Source organism: Streptomyces sp. NRRL S-495, from assembly GCF_000966955.1.
GTDB classification, from domain to species: Bacteria; Actinomycetota; Actinomycetes; order Streptomycetales; family Streptomycetaceae; genus Kitasatospora; species Kitasatospora purpeofusca.
The window spans coordinates 1-15022 of the sequence record NZ_JZWY01000647.1 but is presented as its reverse complement, the minus strand read 5'-3'; the positions used below and the strand labels follow the sequence as shown (position 1 = coordinate 15022).

Annotated in this window: 16 protein-coding genes and 1 pseudogene; 11 read left to right on the top strand and 6 right to left on the bottom strand. The window is 74.6% G+C overall.

What is annotated here, in order from left to right:
• The first annotated feature begins 103 nt into the window (after positions 1-103).
• Positions 104-1756: a phospholipase D-like domain-containing protein gene (locus VR45_RS29800; RefSeq protein ID WP_234326306.1), complete on the top strand. Its 1653-nt coding sequence runs from the start codon at positions 104-106 to the stop codon at positions 1754-1756.
• A 107-nt stretch (positions 1757-1863) separates the two neighbouring features.
• On the opposite strand, the gene VR45_RS29795 is transcribed toward VR45_RS29800, so the two are convergent.
• The 4 genes from VR45_RS29795 to VR45_RS29780 all read right to left on the bottom strand — a co-directional run bounded on the left by VR45_RS29795 (position 1864) and on the right by VR45_RS29780 (position 5206).
• The gene (locus VR45_RS29795) at positions 1864-2142 is read right to left on the bottom strand and encodes a hypothetical protein (RefSeq protein ID WP_045942974.1); all 279 of its coding nucleotides are present in this window, start codon (positions 2140-2142) and stop codon (positions 1864-1866) included.
• 154 nt (positions 2143-2296) lie between these two features.
• Positions 2297-3877 carry a hypothetical protein gene (locus tag VR45_RS29790; protein ID WP_052709480.1) on the bottom strand — a complete coding sequence of 527 codons (1581 nt, stop codon included), beginning with the start codon at positions 3875-3877 and terminating at the stop codon, positions 2297-2299.
• A gap of 120 nt (positions 3878-3997) precedes the next feature.
• Complete coding sequence (locus VR45_RS50215) at positions 3998-4132, bottom strand: hypothetical protein (protein ID WP_286163533.1); 135 nt, start codon at positions 4130-4132, stop codon at positions 3998-4000.
• A 144-nt stretch (positions 4133-4276) separates the two neighbouring features.
• Complete coding sequence (locus tag VR45_RS29780) at positions 4277-5206, bottom strand: aminoglycoside phosphotransferase family protein (RefSeq protein ID WP_045942971.1); 930 nt, start codon at positions 5204-5206, stop codon at positions 4277-4279.
• A 231-nt stretch (positions 5207-5437) separates the two neighbouring features.
• On the opposite strand from VR45_RS29780, the gene VR45_RS47310 reads away from it, so the two are divergent.
• Together VR45_RS47310 and VR45_RS29770 are read left to right on the top strand one after the other, a co-directional pair.
• The gene (locus tag VR45_RS47310) at positions 5438-5848 is read left to right on the top strand and encodes a hypothetical protein (protein WP_159394399.1); all 411 of its coding nucleotides are present in this window, start codon (positions 5438-5440) and stop codon (positions 5846-5848) included.
• A gap of 246 nt (positions 5849-6094) precedes the next feature.
• A complete protein-coding gene (locus tag VR45_RS29770; protein WP_045942969.1) occupies positions 6095-7669 on the top strand; it encodes a S8 family peptidase in 1575 nt (524 codons plus the stop codon).
• A gap of 20 nt (positions 7670-7689) precedes the next feature.
• On the opposite strand, the gene VR45_RS29765 is transcribed toward VR45_RS29770, so the two are convergent.
• A complete protein-coding gene (locus VR45_RS29765) occupies positions 7690-8604 on the bottom strand; it encodes a LysR substrate-binding domain-containing protein (protein WP_052709479.1) in 915 nt (304 codons plus the stop codon).
• Positions 8605-8718: 114 nt separating this feature from the next.
• On the opposite strand from VR45_RS29765, the gene VR45_RS29760 reads away from it, so the two are divergent.
• From VR45_RS29760 to VR45_RS29740, 5 genes are all read left to right on the top strand, one after another.
• Positions 8719-9582, top strand: a complete 864-nt coding sequence (locus tag VR45_RS29760; protein WP_045942968.1) for a pseudouridine-5'-phosphate glycosidase — start codon at positions 8719-8721, stop codon at positions 9580-9582.
• 3 nt (positions 9583-9585) lie between these two features.
• Positions 9586-10518, top strand: a complete 933-nt coding sequence (locus VR45_RS29755) for a PfkB family carbohydrate kinase (protein ID WP_045942967.1) — start codon at positions 9586-9588, stop codon at positions 10516-10518.
• A 204-nt stretch (positions 10519-10722) separates the two neighbouring features.
• On the top strand, positions 10723-11268 hold the full coding sequence (locus tag VR45_RS29750; protein ID WP_045942966.1) for a DinB family protein: 546 nt from the start codon (positions 10723-10725) through the stop codon (positions 11266-11268).
• A gap of 146 nt (positions 11269-11414) precedes the next feature.
• Positions 11415-11648: a hypothetical protein gene (locus VR45_RS29745; RefSeq protein ID WP_045942965.1), complete on the top strand. Its 234-nt coding sequence runs from the start codon at positions 11415-11417 to the stop codon at positions 11646-11648.
• 155 nt (positions 11649-11803) lie between these two features.
• Complete coding sequence (locus VR45_RS29740) at positions 11804-12088, top strand: hypothetical protein (protein WP_045942964.1); 285 nt, start codon at positions 11804-11806, stop codon at positions 12086-12088.
• 101 nt (positions 12089-12189) lie between these two features.
• Here VR45_RS29740 and VR45_RS29735 read toward each other — a convergent pair whose 3' ends face one another.
• Positions 12190-12807 carry an HAD-IA family hydrolase gene (locus VR45_RS29735; RefSeq protein WP_045942963.1) on the bottom strand — a complete coding sequence of 206 codons (618 nt, stop codon included), beginning with the start codon at positions 12805-12807 and terminating at the stop codon, positions 12190-12192.
• Between the two features lie 318 nt (positions 12808-13125).
• On the opposite strand from VR45_RS29735, the gene VR45_RS29730 reads away from it, so the two are divergent.
• The 3 genes and pseudogenes from VR45_RS29730 to VR45_RS49185 all read left to right on the top strand — a co-directional run.
• Positions 13126-13572 (top strand): peptidoglycan-binding protein, encoded by a 447-nt coding sequence (locus VR45_RS29730; RefSeq protein WP_045942962.1) that lies wholly within the window; start codon positions 13126-13128, stop codon positions 13570-13572.
• A gap of 337 nt (positions 13573-13909) precedes the next feature.
• Positions 13910-14725 (top strand): putative protein N(5)-glutamine methyltransferase, encoded by an 816-nt coding sequence (locus VR45_RS29725; RefSeq protein ID WP_045942961.1) that lies wholly within the window; start codon positions 13910-13912, stop codon positions 14723-14725.
• A gap of 135 nt (positions 14726-14860) precedes the next feature.
• Positions 14861-15022 (top strand): annotated as a pseudogene (locus VR45_RS49185) (NmrA family transcriptional regulator); the annotation flags it as partial.

The window sequence follows — 15022 nt, the reverse complement described above, 5'->3', positions numbered from 1 at the left end:
CTCATTGTCATGTGCAAATTGGATTAGAAGTTACTTCTGGGTAATGTTGCGGCGTCCGACGGGTGAACCACGAACCGCCCGCCATGCTCTGAAGGAACATCACGTGTCCCGACCCGGCTCCCGCCGTTCCGGTCGCGCGCTGCGCACCGCCCTCGCCGCCGCCGCGGCCACCACCCTGCTCGCCGTCGTCCCCACCGCGCCCGCCCACGCGGCGTCCGGGGCACCGGCGGCCTCGGAGGCCACCCACCTCGACGCCGTCGAGCGCGTCCTGCGGGAGGTGTCCCCCGGACTGGAGGGCACCGTGTGGCAGCGCACCGAGGGCAACAGCCTGCCCGGCGCCGGGAACGCCGCCGACCCGGCCGACTGGCTGCTCCAGACGCCCGGCTGCTGGGGCGACCCCGCCTGCGCCGACCGGCCCGGCACCCGCGCCCTGCTGGCGAAGATGACCGCCGACGTCGCCGCCGCGACCCGCACCGTCGACATCTCCACCCTCGCGCCGTTCCCCGACGGCGGCTTCGAGGATGCCATCGTCGCCGGCCTGAAGGCCGCCGTCGCGGCCGGCCACCGCCCCGTCGTGCGGATCCTGGTCGGCGCCGCGCCGGTCTACCACGCCAATGTGCTGCCCTCCCGCTACCGGGACGAGCTGGTCGCCAAGCTCGGCCCGGCCGCCGCCTCGGTCAGCCTGAACATCGCCTCGATGACGGCCTCGCGCACCGCCTTCTCCTGGAACCACTCCAAGATCCTGGTCGTCGACGGACGCACCGTCATCTCCGGCGGCATCAACGGCTGGAAGAACGACTACCTCGACACCGCCCACCCCGTGTCGGACGTCGACCTCGCGCTGAACGGCCCCGCCGCGACCTCCGCCGCCCGCTACCTGGACACCCTCTGGGAGTGGACCTGCGGGCGCACCGGGGTGTTCGACAACGCGTGGTTCGCCTCCTCGGACGGCGGCGAGTGCCGCCCGTCGATCGAGCGCGAGCTCAACCCGCCGGCCACCGCCACCGGCGGCATCCCGGTGATCGCCGTCGGCGGCCTCGGCGTCGGCATCAAGGACGTCGACGCCAAGTCCGCCTACCGGCCCGGGCCGGTGGCGGGCGCGGCGGACGCCAAGTGCAGCATGTTCACCCTGCACGACAACACCAACGCCGACCGCGACTACGAGACGGTCAACCCCGAGGAGAACGCCCTGCGCGCCCTCGTCGGCAGTGCGCGCAAGCACATCGAGATCTCCCAGCAGGACCTCAACGCCACCTGCCCGCCGCTGGCCCGCTACGACGCCCGCCTCTACGACACCCTCGCGGCCAAGCTCGCCGACGGGGTCAAGGTGCGGATCGTGGTCAGCGACCCGGCCAACCGGGGCGCGGTCGGCAGCGGCGGCTACTCGCAGATCAAGTCCCTCGCCGAGATCAGCGACGTGCTCAAGGCCCGGCTGACCGCGCTCACCGGCGACAAGGGGAAGGCCGCCGCCGCGATGTGCGGCAACCTGCAGCTCGCCACCTTCCGCGCCGCGCCCACCGCCACCTGGGCCGACGGCCACCCGTACGCGCTGCACCACAAGCTGGTCGCGGTGGACGACTCGGCCTTCTACATCGGGTCGAAGAACCTGTACCCGGCCTGGCTGCAGGACTTCGGCTACATCGTCGAGGACGGCAACGCCGCCGCCCAGCTCGACCGCGAGCTGCTGGCGCCGGAGTGGAAGTACTCGCAGGCGACGGCGACCGTCGACTGGGCCACCGGGACCTGCCGGGCCTGACCCGTTCCTGACCCGTTCCTGACCTGCGCCTGACCCGTTCCTGACCCGCGCGACCGATCGGCCCCGGTGGACCGTCCTCCAGGACGTCCGCCGGGGCCGGCGGTGCGTCAGTCGTCGAGCGCGGAGCGGTTCCGGCGCCGGGCGCGAGCGCGGTTGCCCTCGTGGTCGCGGTTGCGGTCGCGGGCGCGGCAGGGGAGGTGGCGGGCCAACGCGTCGCCGCAGTTGGCTGCGGCCATCCGGCGCACCAGGTCCGCCAGTCGGGTGACGAGCGGGCGCAGCCGGGCCCGGAGGGCCGCGTCGGCCCGGGTGTCGAGGTGCTCGACGGCGGCGCAGAGCCGGGTGACGAGGTGTGCGGTACCGCGAAGTGCGCGACGGAGGTGGTTCACGCGAGTGCAACCGGCGAGTCACCCGGGCGGTTCCGGCCGGGGGCCGGGTGGCCGATGCCAGCCACCCCTTCGTGCGCCCCGTGCGCCCCGTGCGCGCCCGCGTGAACGGAACGGGCGGGCGCGGACGCGGGGGCGAAAGCCGGTCGAGTGCCGGTCAGTCCGTCGGTGCCGACTGCCGCCGCGCCCGCCATCGTTCGACCAGGGCCGCCATGCCGAAGCCCATGGCGGTCCAGGCCGCGGCGACGACCACCTCGACCGCGAACACCCCCACCCCGCTGAAACGGCGGAGGACGCCGGTGGAGTTCAGCCAGATCGCTCCCATCGGGTACAGGCCGAGGGCGCTCATGCCGAGCCGTTCGTCCAGCCCGAAGACCTGCATCAGCGGCGGCAGGCGGAGGGGTGCCTTCGCTGCGCCCGTGTCCGTGCCGGCAGCGGTACCGCTGTCCGGGCGCGCGTCCGCCGGCCCGGTGCTGGACGCGTCGGGCCCGTCCGGCGTCACGGGGTGGTCGAAGCCCCAGCGGGTCTCGCCGTTGTCGAGCACCAGGACGGCGAAGTGGCCGCCCGTACCGCCGCTCTGGCGGCCGAGCCACCCGGAGGCACCGGCGAGCCGGACGGCCGTCCGGCCGGTGACCTCGGCGTCGGCGAATCGGTCGGCGTAGTCCTGGAAGGCGAGCGAGCCCGGACCCGGGTCCGGTGACGGGTCGGCGGCCTCGGGGTCGAGGCGCAGGCCCGAGCGCGTGGCGACGTCGCTGTCGTCGGAGCCCCCGGTCCGGTAGCTCCAGTCGAAGACGGTGCCGTGGACCCGGACCCGCTGCCAGTCGGTCGGCGGGCGGGTGGCGTCCTCGGGGTCGTCGGAGACGTCAGGATCGTCAGGGCCGGTGCTCGGCGGATCGGCGGTCAGCGGGTACCGCTCGACCCGCAGCCAGCGGGTCGGCAGCAGGGCCCGGCGCCCCACGACACCGATCAGGAGGAGCCACCAGATCACCAGCATGGGAATGAGGACGGCCAGGAAGGCGCGGTTCGCGAACGGGCGGCCGGGGTGGACCAGGGGGAGCAGGGGCTCCGGGAACATCCCGAGACCGGGGTGCTCCAGGTCGCGCAGGATCCGGAGGTTGTCCCCGGCCACGAGGCGGTCCAGCTTGCCGCGCACGTTCTCGACCGCCAGCGACACCTCCGGCTGCCCGGCGGGGTGCACGGCGATCGCCGGGCCGTGCTCGCGGGGCCGCCCCGCTGCCTCTGCCGTGGAGAGGGCCACCGTGTTGTCCGTCCACCGGGCCCCGGCGGCGACCAGCGCCGCGTGCCTGGCGATCAGATCCTGTTCGAGCGGCTGGTGCGCGGTGAGGAACACGACCGGGACCATCCAGATCGCGGGCAGCACCGTCGCCCAGCCGGTGAGGACCGACCGGCGGGAGCGCCGCGCCGTCCGCGCCGCGATCCCGCGCAGTTCGGCGGCTGACGGCCGAGGTCGGGGCGGGGCCGGTTCGGCGGGTTCGAGCGCCGGGGCGAGCCGGGAGGCGAGCAGCCAGGCGAGGCCGAGGAGCACGGTGACGGCGAAGGGCAGCAGCACCTCCCAGCGCGGTGCCGGGTGCCAGGGGACCACCAGAAGCGTGCCCACGGACCAGGCCGAGGCCAGGGCGACCGCGCAACCGGTCCCGAGCGTCCATGCGGTCGAGCGTCGGCCGGTCCCGCCCTTCGGCGGCGGCAGCGCGCTCGGTGGACGGACGTACTCGTGCATGGCACCCCCCGTGCCGACGACATCGCGGGGATCACGCTAGGGCCTGATCCGGCGCCGGTCCAGGCCGCGCCGCCGGGTGGCCGACCCGGGGGGGTGCGGGCCCTCATGAGGGCCCGCAGCTCACAGCTGGAAGCCGCCGCCCGCGGTCTGGCGGTAGTTGTCGCCCTCCGGCGAGTACGGCTGTGCCGTGCGCTTCCGGTCGCCCAGACCGGCGAACCACAGCAGGGACGACAGTCCCGCGATGATGCGCTTCATCAGTGTTCCCCCTCGATCCCGGGCGCGCCGACGGGACTGGCGCGCCTCACCCCGGATCGTACGTCGGGTCGGACCGCCGACGAACCGTTCCTGAGCGTTTCTTGAGCCTGAGGCTGTCGCTTGCCCGGGTGTGCCGGGCAGGCCCTACCTGCGGCGGTGGCGCAGCAGTGCGGTGGCGATGGCCGTCTGGGTCGGATCCAGCGCGGTCCGGCCGTCCTCGATGTCCCAGAGGGCGTTCTGCAGCACCCGGGCGAGGGTCCAGCCGGCGGCGCGGGGGCGGTCCAGGTCGAGTGTCTCGGTGAGCAGGTCGAAGCGGCGCAGCACGGTGCGGCCCGCGTCGGCGCCCGCGAGGACGGTGTCCCAGCGCTGGTCGATGGCGGGGAGCAGCTCGAACCCCGGGTCGCCGGAGAGCGGTTCGGGGTCGATGACGAGCCAGGGCTCGCGTTCGCCGGCCAGGACGTTGCCGTCGTGCAGGTCCCAGTGCAGCAGCCGGTCGCCGGGCTCGTCGAGCAGCGGGGCGACCGCCGCCGCGCAGTCCCGCAGCAGTCGGCGTTCGTCCGGGGCGCGCAGGGCCGAGGTCGCGCGGGGTGCTTCCTCCAGCATCGCGGCGGCGATCCCGTCGAGCCGGCGCAGGCCCGGTGGGGCGGGGGTGGCGGTCAGCCGGGCCATCAGTGCGGCGAGCAGCCCCAGCGCGGTGTCGTCGTCGGCCACCGTGCCGAGCGGGCGGGTCGCGTCGAGGCGTTCGAGCAACTGGGTTCCGCTGGCGGGGTGGTGGTCGAGCAGCAGGACGGCGCCTTCGCCGCGCCAGGCCCGCAGTCCGGCCGCCGTCCCGGCGGTCTCGGGGCGGACCTGTTGCAGCCGCAGGACGGCGGGGGAGCCGTCCGGCCGGCGGACCGGCAGGACCAGGGAGGCCATGCCGTGGGCGGCGGGACCGTCCGGGCGCAGGCTCCAGCGGTCGAGGAAATCGGCTGCCAGGGCCGGGAGTTCGCGGATCCACCGGCGTTCGGCGGCGCCGTGCGCGCGGTAGGAGGCGGCGAAGGCCTCGGGGACGTCGACCGGGCCGGGTGTGTTCATCGGAACCTCCTCGGCGGGGCCGCGGTGTACCCCGACTCGTCCGTGCCGACTCTCGCACGGACCGGCTGCGCGGTCGAATCGGCGCAGTGGCACCGGATTCGGTCAGCTGACGGTGTCTCGGTCGAACGCTGTGCCGAGACTGGAGGCGGCACCCCGGTCCGGGGGGCGGGGTGCCACCCGGGCCGGTTGGCGGAGCGGGGTTCCACCCGGCTGTCGGAGGGGGTTCTGTCGTTGGCCATCGACTTCGGTACCTGCTTCACCACTGCGGCCGTCCGTGCCGAGCAGCCCGGCACGGAGTCCGGTGGCGCGGGGAGCGGAGCGGCGGCGGTCGAGATCGAGAACAGCCGCTACCTGCCGTCCTTGGTCTGCCTGGGCGACGACGGGCGGCTGCTCACCGGCCGGGCCGCCGTCCTCGGTGGCGGCCAGGACCTTGACCCGGCCGGTCAGCAGGACGACGACCCGGTCGCCGGGCTCGCCCTCGATCATCAGGGCCTCGTTGTGCGCGTAGACCCGTTTGGTGCCCAGGCCGTGCAGGGTCCGCAGGTCGTCGGCGCCGAGCCCGGCGAACGGGCCGCGCTCGAAGGGGACGACCGTGGCGGTGCCGGCTCCTGCCCGTCCCGCCGCCCCGGTCCGGTCGCGTGAGTTGTCCATGCTGCCTGCCCCCACCCGGTCGGCAACCCGCCCCGACCGGGGCGATTCCGTACGGAACACAGCGCACCGCCCGGCGCGGTGTCAGTCCTGGAACACCGTGCTCCTGCGGTCCGCCAGGGCCCGGGTTCGGTCGCCGACGAAGCACAACCACATCCCGTTGCCGGTTAGTTGACGATGCGTCAGGATCTGGGGGAGCGAGGTGCCGGTTCCGGGCCTCGGACCGGAGGGGGTCGGACGGTGGTTTCAGGAATACGCCTGCGCAGGATCTGCGCGGTGCTCGGCGCGGCCGTCGCGCTGTCGATCGGCGCCGGCGGGGCGCTGCCCGCCTCGGCGGCGGTGCCGGAGGGGATCGTGCAGGGCGAGGGCTCGCCCGAGGCCGTCCCCGGCACCTATCTGGTGGTGCTCAAGCCGGCTGCCGCGCGGCGGAGTTCGGTCGCGGACGGTGCGGCGGCGCTGGCCCGCTCGTACGGCGGCACGGTGCGCCGCAGCTACGACGCGGCGCTGCCCGGCTTCTCGGCCGCGCTGACACCCCGGCAGGCGCGCCGGCTGGCCGCCGACCCGTCGGTGGCGGTGGTCTCGCAGAACCGCCGGGTACGGGCCGACGGCGTGCAGACCGCGCCGGACTCCTGGGGGCTGGACCGGGTCGACCAGCGGCGCTTCCCCTACGACGACCGTTACACCTACCCCGACACCGGGGGCGCCGGGGTGACGGCGTACATCATCGACACCGGGGTGCGGATCACCTCGGAGGAGTTCGAGGGGCGGGCCTCGTACGGCTACGACGCGATCGACGGCGACGACGTCGCGGACGACGGCCACGGCCACGGCACCCACGTCGCGGGGACGGTGGCCAGCGCCTCGTTCGGCGTCGCCAAGGCGGCGAAGATCGTCTCGGTCCGGGTGCTGAACGACGACGGCGAGGGCACCACCGAGCAGGTGGTGGCCGGGATCGACTGGGTGACCAGGCACGCCGTCCGCCCGGCGGTGGTCAACATGAGCCTCGGCAGCGACCCGGACCCGGCGCTGGACGCGGCGGTGGCGGGCTCGATCGCCTCGGGTCTGACCTACACCGTCGCGGCCGGCAACCAGAGCGTCGACGCGAACGAGCACTCCCCGGCCCGGGTGCCCAGCGCGATCACCGTCGGGGCGACCGACCGCGACGACACCCAGGCGTACTTCTCCAACTACGGCCCGTTGGTGGACCTCTACGCGCCCGGCGTGTCCATCACGTCGGCCTGGTACGTGAGCGACCTCGGTGGCTTCGGGGTCGAGATGTCGGGCACCTCGATGGCGGCCCCGCACGCGGCGGGGGCCGTCGCGCTCTACCTGTCGTCCCGTCCGGCCGCCACGCCCGCCCAGGTGTCCGCGACTCTGATCTCGGCGGCGACCGTCGGCTCGCTGCGCGAGCTCGGCCAGGGCTCCCCGGACCGGCTGCTGTACACCGGCACGGTGCCGAACCGCCCGCGCGGCCCGCTGTTCGCCCAGCCGGCGCCGGTGACCTTCGACGGGAAGGGCACGGTCGAGTCGCCGGTCACCGTGACCGGCGTGAGCGGCAGGGCGCCGCGCGACCTGGACGTGGCCGTGGACATCGACTACTGGTGGCGCGGCGACCTCAAGGTGGAACTGGTCGCCCCGGACGGCGCCGTGTTCCTGCTGCACGACACCGACATCGGCGAGGCCTACTCGAACTTCGTCGGCCTCTTCGGAGTGGACGCCTCCGCGCACACGGCGGCCGGGGTCTGGCGGCTGCGGGTGACCGACGTCGGCGGCTACTTCCCCGGCACCATCAACAGCTGGTCGCTCCGGTTCTGAGCACTGCTCGGCGGGGGCGCTCAGCAGGTCTCCAGGGCGGCCGCCTCCTCCCGGACCAGCTCGCGCAGCGCGGCGAGCCCGGGACGGCGGTCGTCCAGGCGCCACTGGAGTTCCAGCGGGAGCGTGGCCCGGCCGGCCAGCCGCACCGTGACCACGTCCTCGGTGAGGTGGCCGGTCATCGAGGCGGGGACGAGGGAGAAGGCCCGGCTCTGCGACAGCAGGTAGAGCCGGGAGCCGACGATCCGGGCCGGGCCGACCAGGACCGGTGGCTCCACCCCGCGTTCGGCGCACAGCCCCAGCACGTGGTCGTAGTAGCGCGGGCTCTGTTCGCGCGGCCACAGCAGCAGCGGCAGGTCGCCGAGCTCGTCCAGCCGGACGGCGTCCCGCCCGGCCAGCGGGTGGTCCCGGCTGAGGGCGACGTGCACCGGCTCGTCGGCGATCCGCTCGCGCCGGTAGCCCGGCACGTCGTCGAGGAAGCGGCCGAGGCCGAGGTCGGCGAGTTCGCCCGCCAGGGTGGTGGACACCCGGCCGGTGTCCACCGAGATCTCGGCCAGGACGAGTTCGGGCAGTTCGCGCTCGGCCCGGCTCACCACGGCCGGCAGCAGCCGGTTGACCACCGTCGGGGAGGCGACGATCCGCGCCGTGCCGAGCCTGGTCTCCTCGTGCAGCCGCACCCGGGCGAGCAGGGTGCCGGCCTGGTCGAGCAGCCGGGCGGACTCGGCGGCCATCACCTCCCCGGCGGAGGTCAGCCGCACGGACCGGCGGCTGCGGTCGAACAGTTCCACCCCGACGGTCCGCTCCAGCCGGGCGACCTCCTGGCTGACCGTCGGCTGGGAGATGTGCAGCCGCTCGGCCGCCCGGCCGAAGTGCAGGGTGTCGGCCACCGTGAGGAAGACCTCCAGCTGGCGCAGGGTGAGACTCGTAGCCCGACTCATAGCTTGAAGTCTATGAGAAGGGCCGGTATTCATTCTGGATCCCGATGTGATCGCTCCCTAGGCTGAGCCCACCGCTGCCACACCGTGGTGGCAGCCTCACAGGGAGCACACGCCATGACCGGACTGCCCATCCGCATCTCCCAGGAAGTCGCCGAGGCCGTCGCCGCCGGCGCCCCCGTCGTCGCCCTGGAGTCGACGATCTTCACCCACGGGCTGCCCCGGCCGCGCAACCTGGAGGTCGCGCTGGAGGCGGAGGAGCGGCTGCGCGCCACCGGCGTCGTCCCGGCCACCATCGGCGTCCACGCGGGCGTGCCGACGGTCGGCCTGTCCACGGCGCAGATCGAGGAGCTGTCGGCGGCCGAGGGCCTCGACAAGGCGAGCCTGCGCGACCTCCCGGTGGTGGCGGCGCTCGGCAAGCACGGCGGCACCACCGTCGCCGCGACCGCCTTCCTCGCCCACCGCGCCGGCGTCCGGGTCTTCTCCACCGGCGGCCTCGGCGGCGTCCACTTCGGCGCCTCCGAGAGCTTCGACGAGTCCGCCGACCTGACCACCCTGGCCGCCACCCCGGTCACCGTGATCAGCGCCGGCGTGAAGTCGATCCTCGACATCCGGGCCACCCTGGAGCGCTTCGAGACCCTCAACATCCCCGTCATCGGCTACCGCACCCGCCGCTACCCCGGCTTCTACATCACCGACTCCGGCCACGAGATCGCCTACCGGGTCGACACCCCGGAGGAGGCGGCGAGGGTGATCGAGGCCCGCGACGGCCTCGACCTGCCAGCCCTGCTGACCCGCGCCTGGGCCGAGGCCGACGCCCGGGGCATCAAGGGCAACGCCTCCACCCCGTTCCTGCTCGACTTCATCCAGCGCGACACCCAGGGCCGCAGCCTGGAGGTGAACATCGAGGTCTACCGGGGCAACGTCCGGCTCGGCGGGGAGATCGCCACCGCGCTGGCCGCCGCCCGGAACGAGGGCTGACCGATGCTGGGAGTGCTCGGCGACCTCGTGGAGGACGTCGTCGTCTGGGTGACCGGACCGCTGCGGCACGGCACCGACTCCACCGCCAGGGTCTTCCGGCAGCGCGGCGGCAGCGCCGCGAACGTCGCGGCCTTCGCCGCCGGGCAGTGCCCGGTCCGCTTCCTCGGCTGCGTCGGCGACGACCCGGCCGGCGGCGGCCTGGCCGCCGAACTGGCCGGCCACGGCGTGGACGTCCGGGTCGCCCACCGGGGCCGGACCGGCAGCATCGTGGTGCTGATCGACGACGGGGGCGAGCGCACCATGCTGCCCGACCGGGGCGCGGCCACCCTGCTGGAGACCGTCCCGGACGCCTGGCTGGACGGCCTGACCCATCTGCACGTGCCCGCCTACTCCTTCGACGGCGAACCGGTCGGCACGACGGCCGTCGACGCGCTGCGCCGGGTCCGCTCGGCCGGCGGGACCACCTCGCTGGACGCCTCCTCCACCGGGATGCTGGAGGGCTTCGGCCGCGAGCGCTTCCTGGCCCTCGCCGAGGAGCTGGCGCCGACCCTGCTGTTCGCCAACCGCTCCGAGTCCGCCTACCTGGGGCTGCTCGTCGACGGGCGGCCCGGACCGGAGCGGGACCGGCTGGCGGCCACCACGGTGGTCACCAAGTCGGGGGCGGAGGCGACCACGATCGACGTGCCGGGGGCGGCGCCGTTCACCGTGCCGGTCCCGCCGGTGGGCGAGGTCCGCGACCTCACCGGCGCGGGCGACGCCTTCGCGGCCGGGTTCCTCGCGGCCTTCCTGGACGCGCGGCTGACGGGGGCGGAGCCGGGCGCGCGGGGAACGCCGGATGTGCTGGGAGCGTCCGGTCTGCGCGAGGCGGCGGCGCGCGGGCACCGCTGCGCGGCGCGGGTGCTGGCCTCGCCCGGCGCCTCCTGCGCGGAGGACTGAGCCGGAGGACGGCGCCGCCCGTCCCGCCCTGCCCCGCCACGGCCCGCCCCGCCACGGCCCGTTCCCGGTCGCACTCGCGCCGGGGGCGGGCCGGGCGCGCTCCGACGGCTGTCTAGGACACGATCTGACCTACACGGCCCCTACTGTGGTCCATGTCGGACGGAACAACCGGACGCACAACGGCAACCACGAAGGCGGAGCACCATGAACGGCACCACGACCACCACCACCACCGTCGCGGCCACCGGCGAGCGCGCCGACCTGCTGGACCAGTTCACCAAGCAGCGTCACTTCCTGCGCTACACCACCCGGGACCTGACCGACGAGCAGGCCGCGCGCCGGACCACCGCCGGCGAACTGTGCCTGGGCGGCCTCATCAAGCACGTGACGAACTGTGAGCGCACCTGGGTGGACTTCATCCTCGAAGGCCCCTCCGCGATGCCCGACTTCGCGAACATGACCCAGGAGGACCTCGACCGCCGCGCGGACGAGTTCAAGCTGCTGCCCGGCGAGACGCTCGAAGGCGTGCTCGCCGACTACGCCGAGACGGCCCGCCGCACGGACGAGCTGATCGCCGTCCTGCCCGACCTCGACGTCTCGCACCCGCTGCCGAAGGCCCCGTGGTTCGAGGCCGACCTCCGCTGGTCCGCCCGCCGGGTCCTGCTGCACGTGATCGCCGAGACCGCGCAGCACGCGGGCCACGCCGACATCCTGCGCGAGTCGCTGGACGGCGCCAAGTCCATGGGCTGAGGCCGCCTGCTCCCCCTCCTCTGTCCGGCTCCTCTGTCCGGCTGCTTTGTCCGGGACACGCTCACCAACGGCGCAGTGTCCGACACCCGGGGCGGCGGGTCCGGTAGTCAATGGCTCGTCCCATCGCCACCCGAAAGGGGTTCGCCATGACCTTCGCCAAGTCCGCCGCCCGGGCCGTCGGCTCCGTCCTGCTGTTCGCCGCACCGCTGCTCGCGCTGCCGCTCGCCACCGCGCAGCCGGCCGCCGCCGAGGGCCCGCACAACGCGAAGGAGGCTGCCGTCTGCCGCCAGATGCTCGGCAGCTTCCTCGGTTTCGCGGGCTCGACGGCGAGTGCGGTCTGCGCCGTCCAGCCGGAGGACGGTGCGCCCACGACCCGCTGAGGCGGGGCCTGTTGCGGGGCCTGCTGCCGGGGCGTCGGCGGCGGATCGGCGGGCGGGCCGGGTGCGGTCGGGGTTCAAGATCGTGTCATGATGTTACTGACGGGTTATCGCATGATGTCTCGTCAGTGAACCTCGCACGACCGTAAGGAAGCACCATGCGTCGACGCATTCCCGCCCTCGTTCTGACCGCCGTCCTGGCCGGCGGTGGCCTGGCCACCGTGGCCCAGGTCGCCACCGCCCAGCCCGCGGCGGCCGGTTCGATCAAGGTGAACATCAACCAGCTGCGCCAGCAGGTCTCCGACCTGCGCCAGAAGGCCGCCACCCTGGACCACTACGGCATGTACGCCGAGGCCGCCAGGGCCCGGGCCGAGGCCAACGCCATCCAGCACCGGATCGACCAGCTGGAGAAGTCCGAGCGCGAGTCCGGCCGCCGCTTCTGACGGTCGCGCACCTTCTGACGGTCCCGTACCGACAGCCGCACACCGACGGCGCCGTTCGTCCCGCCCGCCAGGGCCGGGGCGAGCGGCGCCGCCGCATGTGGTCAGTCCCACAGGGGCGCGAGCGCCCGTTCGAGGTCGGCCGGCTCCCGGAAGTGCACGGCCGCCATGCCGAGCCGCCCGGCCGCCGCCGCGTTGGTCGCGCTGTCGTCCACGAACAGGCACTGCCGCTCCGCCACCCCCGCCCGCTCGGCCGCGACCCGGAAGATCGCCGGGTCCGGCTTGGCCGCCCCGACCCGGGCGCTGTTGACGACGTTCTCCGCCAGATCGGCCAGTCCGAGCGCGGCCAGGTCCTCCTCCAGCCACAGCGTCGCGTTGCTCACCAGCAGCACCGGCACCCGGCGCTTCGCCCGTCGCAGCAGCTCCACCACCTCGCCGTCGACGCGGCCCGGGGAGCCGGTGAGCGCGGCCGCCAGTGCCGCCGCCCGCCCGGCCGGCAGACCGGGCGCCAGGGCCCGGGTGATCTCCGCCGTCCACTCCGGCCGGCTCAACGTCCCCAGCCTCAGCCGCCGCCCCAGCTCCTCGGTGAACGCCAGCCCGACGGTCGTGCCCGCGGCCAGCCCGGCCGCCGCCTCCAGCCGGTCCACCTCGCGGTGGTCGGGGAACCGGATCACACCGTCGATGTCGCAGAGCACGGCGCCGGGCGCCTGGGAGGTCGTCATCGGACCGGTGTACCACGCAGGGCTCGCGCCTTGTTCACGCGCCGTGATGCGCCGGGCACGAATCAGCCATGTCGGAGCGAAGGCCGGGAGCCGTCGGTGGCCGGGCCTCCGGGGGTGTGCGGCGGGTGACGGAGGCCGTCGGGCCCGCGTGTCGCCCGTTGCCGGGTGGCCGGATACCCGCTCGACCTTGCGGGGCACCGATGGTTAGTGTCGGATCGCACTGTCAGTGACTGATCCGTCACGCACGGCATGTGCGTCCGGACGCGTCGACGGCGCGCCCGGGCGTCGGCCGTCCCACCGCTCGAAGGGGAGCACCGCATGCGATCCACCACGACGACCAGGCCGCTCGTCGCACTCGGCCTGGCCCTCGGCATCGCCGTCGGCGGCGTGGCCGCCGCGGGCGCGGCCACCACCGCCACGGCGGCCACCACCTCCGCCGCGGCCGCCCCGGCCGTGCGCGCGGTCCAGAACTTCGGGCTCAGCTCCGCGCAGGCCAAGAACGTGCAGAACTGGCTGAAGCAGAACTGGGGTTACAACGGCGGCATCGACGGGCAGCTCGGCCCCGAGAGCTGGAAGGCGTTCCAGCGCAACCTCAAGGAGTTCTGGGGCTACCCCGGCGCCATCGACGGCATCCCCGGCACCGAGACGGTCAAGGCGCTGCAGCGCCTGCTGAAGGACGGCGGCTGGGGCTACACCGGCGCGATCGACGGCATCGCGGGTGAGGGCACCCGGGCCGCGTTCCGGAGCTTCGCCGACGGCATCTGACCGCCGGGCCCCCGAGCCCCGAGTCCCCGAGCCCCGGAGCCCGGAGGCCCCGGGGTGCGGCCCGCCGTCGACCGTCGGCGGACCGCACCCCGGGGCCGGATTGGGTGCGGTAAGGTGACTGACGCCGCAGAGGAAACGCGAAGAACGGGGAGGTGAGAACCCATGACCGCTGTGCCGGATCGGGTGCTCCCCGGCCGTGACCACGGCGCCCTCACGCAGGTGAACGCCCGGCCCTGAGGTCGGCCGTACCGCGTGGGAGCGTCCGCCGTCCGGCGAGATGTGCGCGGAGAGCCCCGGGTCGGACGATGTCCTCCCACCTGTGCTCCGAGGGGTTCCCTTGCCTGTCCACCTGTCCGCCTCCCTCCGCTCGTCCGTGACCGCCGGACTGCGTGCCGCCGGCTGCGTCTTCGCCGAGGACGAGGCGCGCATCCTGCTCTCCGCCGCCGACACCCCCGCCCGGCTGGCCGCCATGGTCCGCGACCGCGCCGCCGGCCGTCCGCTCGAACACGTCGTCGGCTGGGCCGAGTTCGCCGGTCTGCGGATCGCCGTCGACCCCGGGGTGTTCGTGCCCCGCCGGCGCAGCGAGTTCCTGGTCCGCACCGCCGCCGCACTCGCGCGCGAGCACGCGCAGGTCGTCGATCTGTGCTGCGGCAGCGGCGCCCTCGGCGCTGCGCTCGCCGCCGCGGTCGGCCACCCCGTGCGGCTGTGCGCGGCCGACCTCGACCCGGCCGCCGTCCGCTGCGCGCGCCGCAACCTGTCCGGGTCCGCCGCCCCCGGCACCGAGGTGTTCGAGGGTGACCTCTTCGACGCCCTGCCGGCCGGCCTGCGCGGCCGGGTGGACGTGCTGCTCGCCAACGTCCCCTACGTGCCCACCGCCGACATCGAGTTCCTCCCGGCCGAGGCCCGGGTGCACGAGGCCCGGCCGGCCCTGGACGGCGGCGCCGACGGCCTCGACGTGCTGCGCCGGGTCGCCGCCGAGGCCCCGCACTGGCTGGCCCCGGGCGGGGCGCTGCTGTTCGAGACCAGCGACCAGCAGGCCGAGGCGGCCCTCGGGGTGGTCGCGGCGGCCGGGCTCACCGCCGCCCTCGGCTACGACGAGGACCTCGACGCCACCGTGGTGACGGCCGTCCGGCCGCTGCTCGGGACGCCGTAGCCGCACGGGTCGGACCGTCGCGGCCCGCCGCGACGGTCCGACCCGGGTGCCCTCCGCAGTGCCGTAGACGCTTGCACATGCGGCTGAGCGCGAGGACCATGTCGGCGCGGTGGCGCGCGGAGTTGACTGATGCCCATGAACGAGAACACGAACAGCAGCCAGCAGCCCGCCGCCGCCACCACCACCACCCCCACCGTCCGGACCGTCCTGGTCACCGGCGGGACCGGCAAGACCGGCCGGCGGGTCGCCGAGCGCCTCACCGCCCTCGGCCACACCGCCCGGATCGGCTCGCGCACC

Coding starts and splice junctions, on each gene's coding strand:
- VR45_RS29790 (WP_052709480.1), bottom strand. CDS start 3,877: ATGCACGAGTACGTCCGTCCACCGAGCGCGCTGCCGCCGCCGAAGGGC.
- VR45_RS50215 (WP_286163533.1), bottom strand. CDS start 4,132: ATGAAGCGCATCATCGCGGGACTGTCGTCCCTGCTGTGGTTCGCCGGT.
- VR45_RS29780 (WP_045942971.1), bottom strand. CDS start 5,206: ATGAACACACCCGGCCCGGTCGACGTCCCCGAGGCCTTCGCCGCCTCC.
- VR45_RS29765 (WP_052709479.1), bottom strand. CDS start 8,604: ATGAGTCGGGCTACGAGTCTCACCCTGCGCCAGCTGGAGGTCTTCCTC.
- VR45_RS29760 (WP_045942968.1), top strand. CDS start 8,719: ATGACCGGACTGCCCATCCGCATCTCCCAGGAAGTCGCCGAGGCCGTC.
- VR45_RS29755 (WP_045942967.1), top strand. CDS start 9,586: ATGCTGGGAGTGCTCGGCGACCTCGTGGAGGACGTCGTCGTCTGGGTG.
- VR45_RS29750 (WP_045942966.1), top strand. CDS start 10,723: ATGAACGGCACCACGACCACCACCACCACCGTCGCGGCCACCGGCGAG.
- VR45_RS29745 (WP_045942965.1), top strand. CDS start 11,415: ATGACCTTCGCCAAGTCCGCCGCCCGGGCCGTCGGCTCCGTCCTGCTG.
- VR45_RS29740 (WP_045942964.1), top strand. CDS start 11,804: ATGCGTCGACGCATTCCCGCCCTCGTTCTGACCGCCGTCCTGGCCGGC.
- VR45_RS29735 (WP_045942963.1), bottom strand. CDS start 12,807: ATGACGACCTCCCAGGCGCCCGGCGCCGTGCTCTGCGACATCGACGGT.
- VR45_RS29730 (WP_045942962.1), top strand. CDS start 13,126: ATGCGATCCACCACGACGACCAGGCCGCTCGTCGCACTCGGCCTGGCC.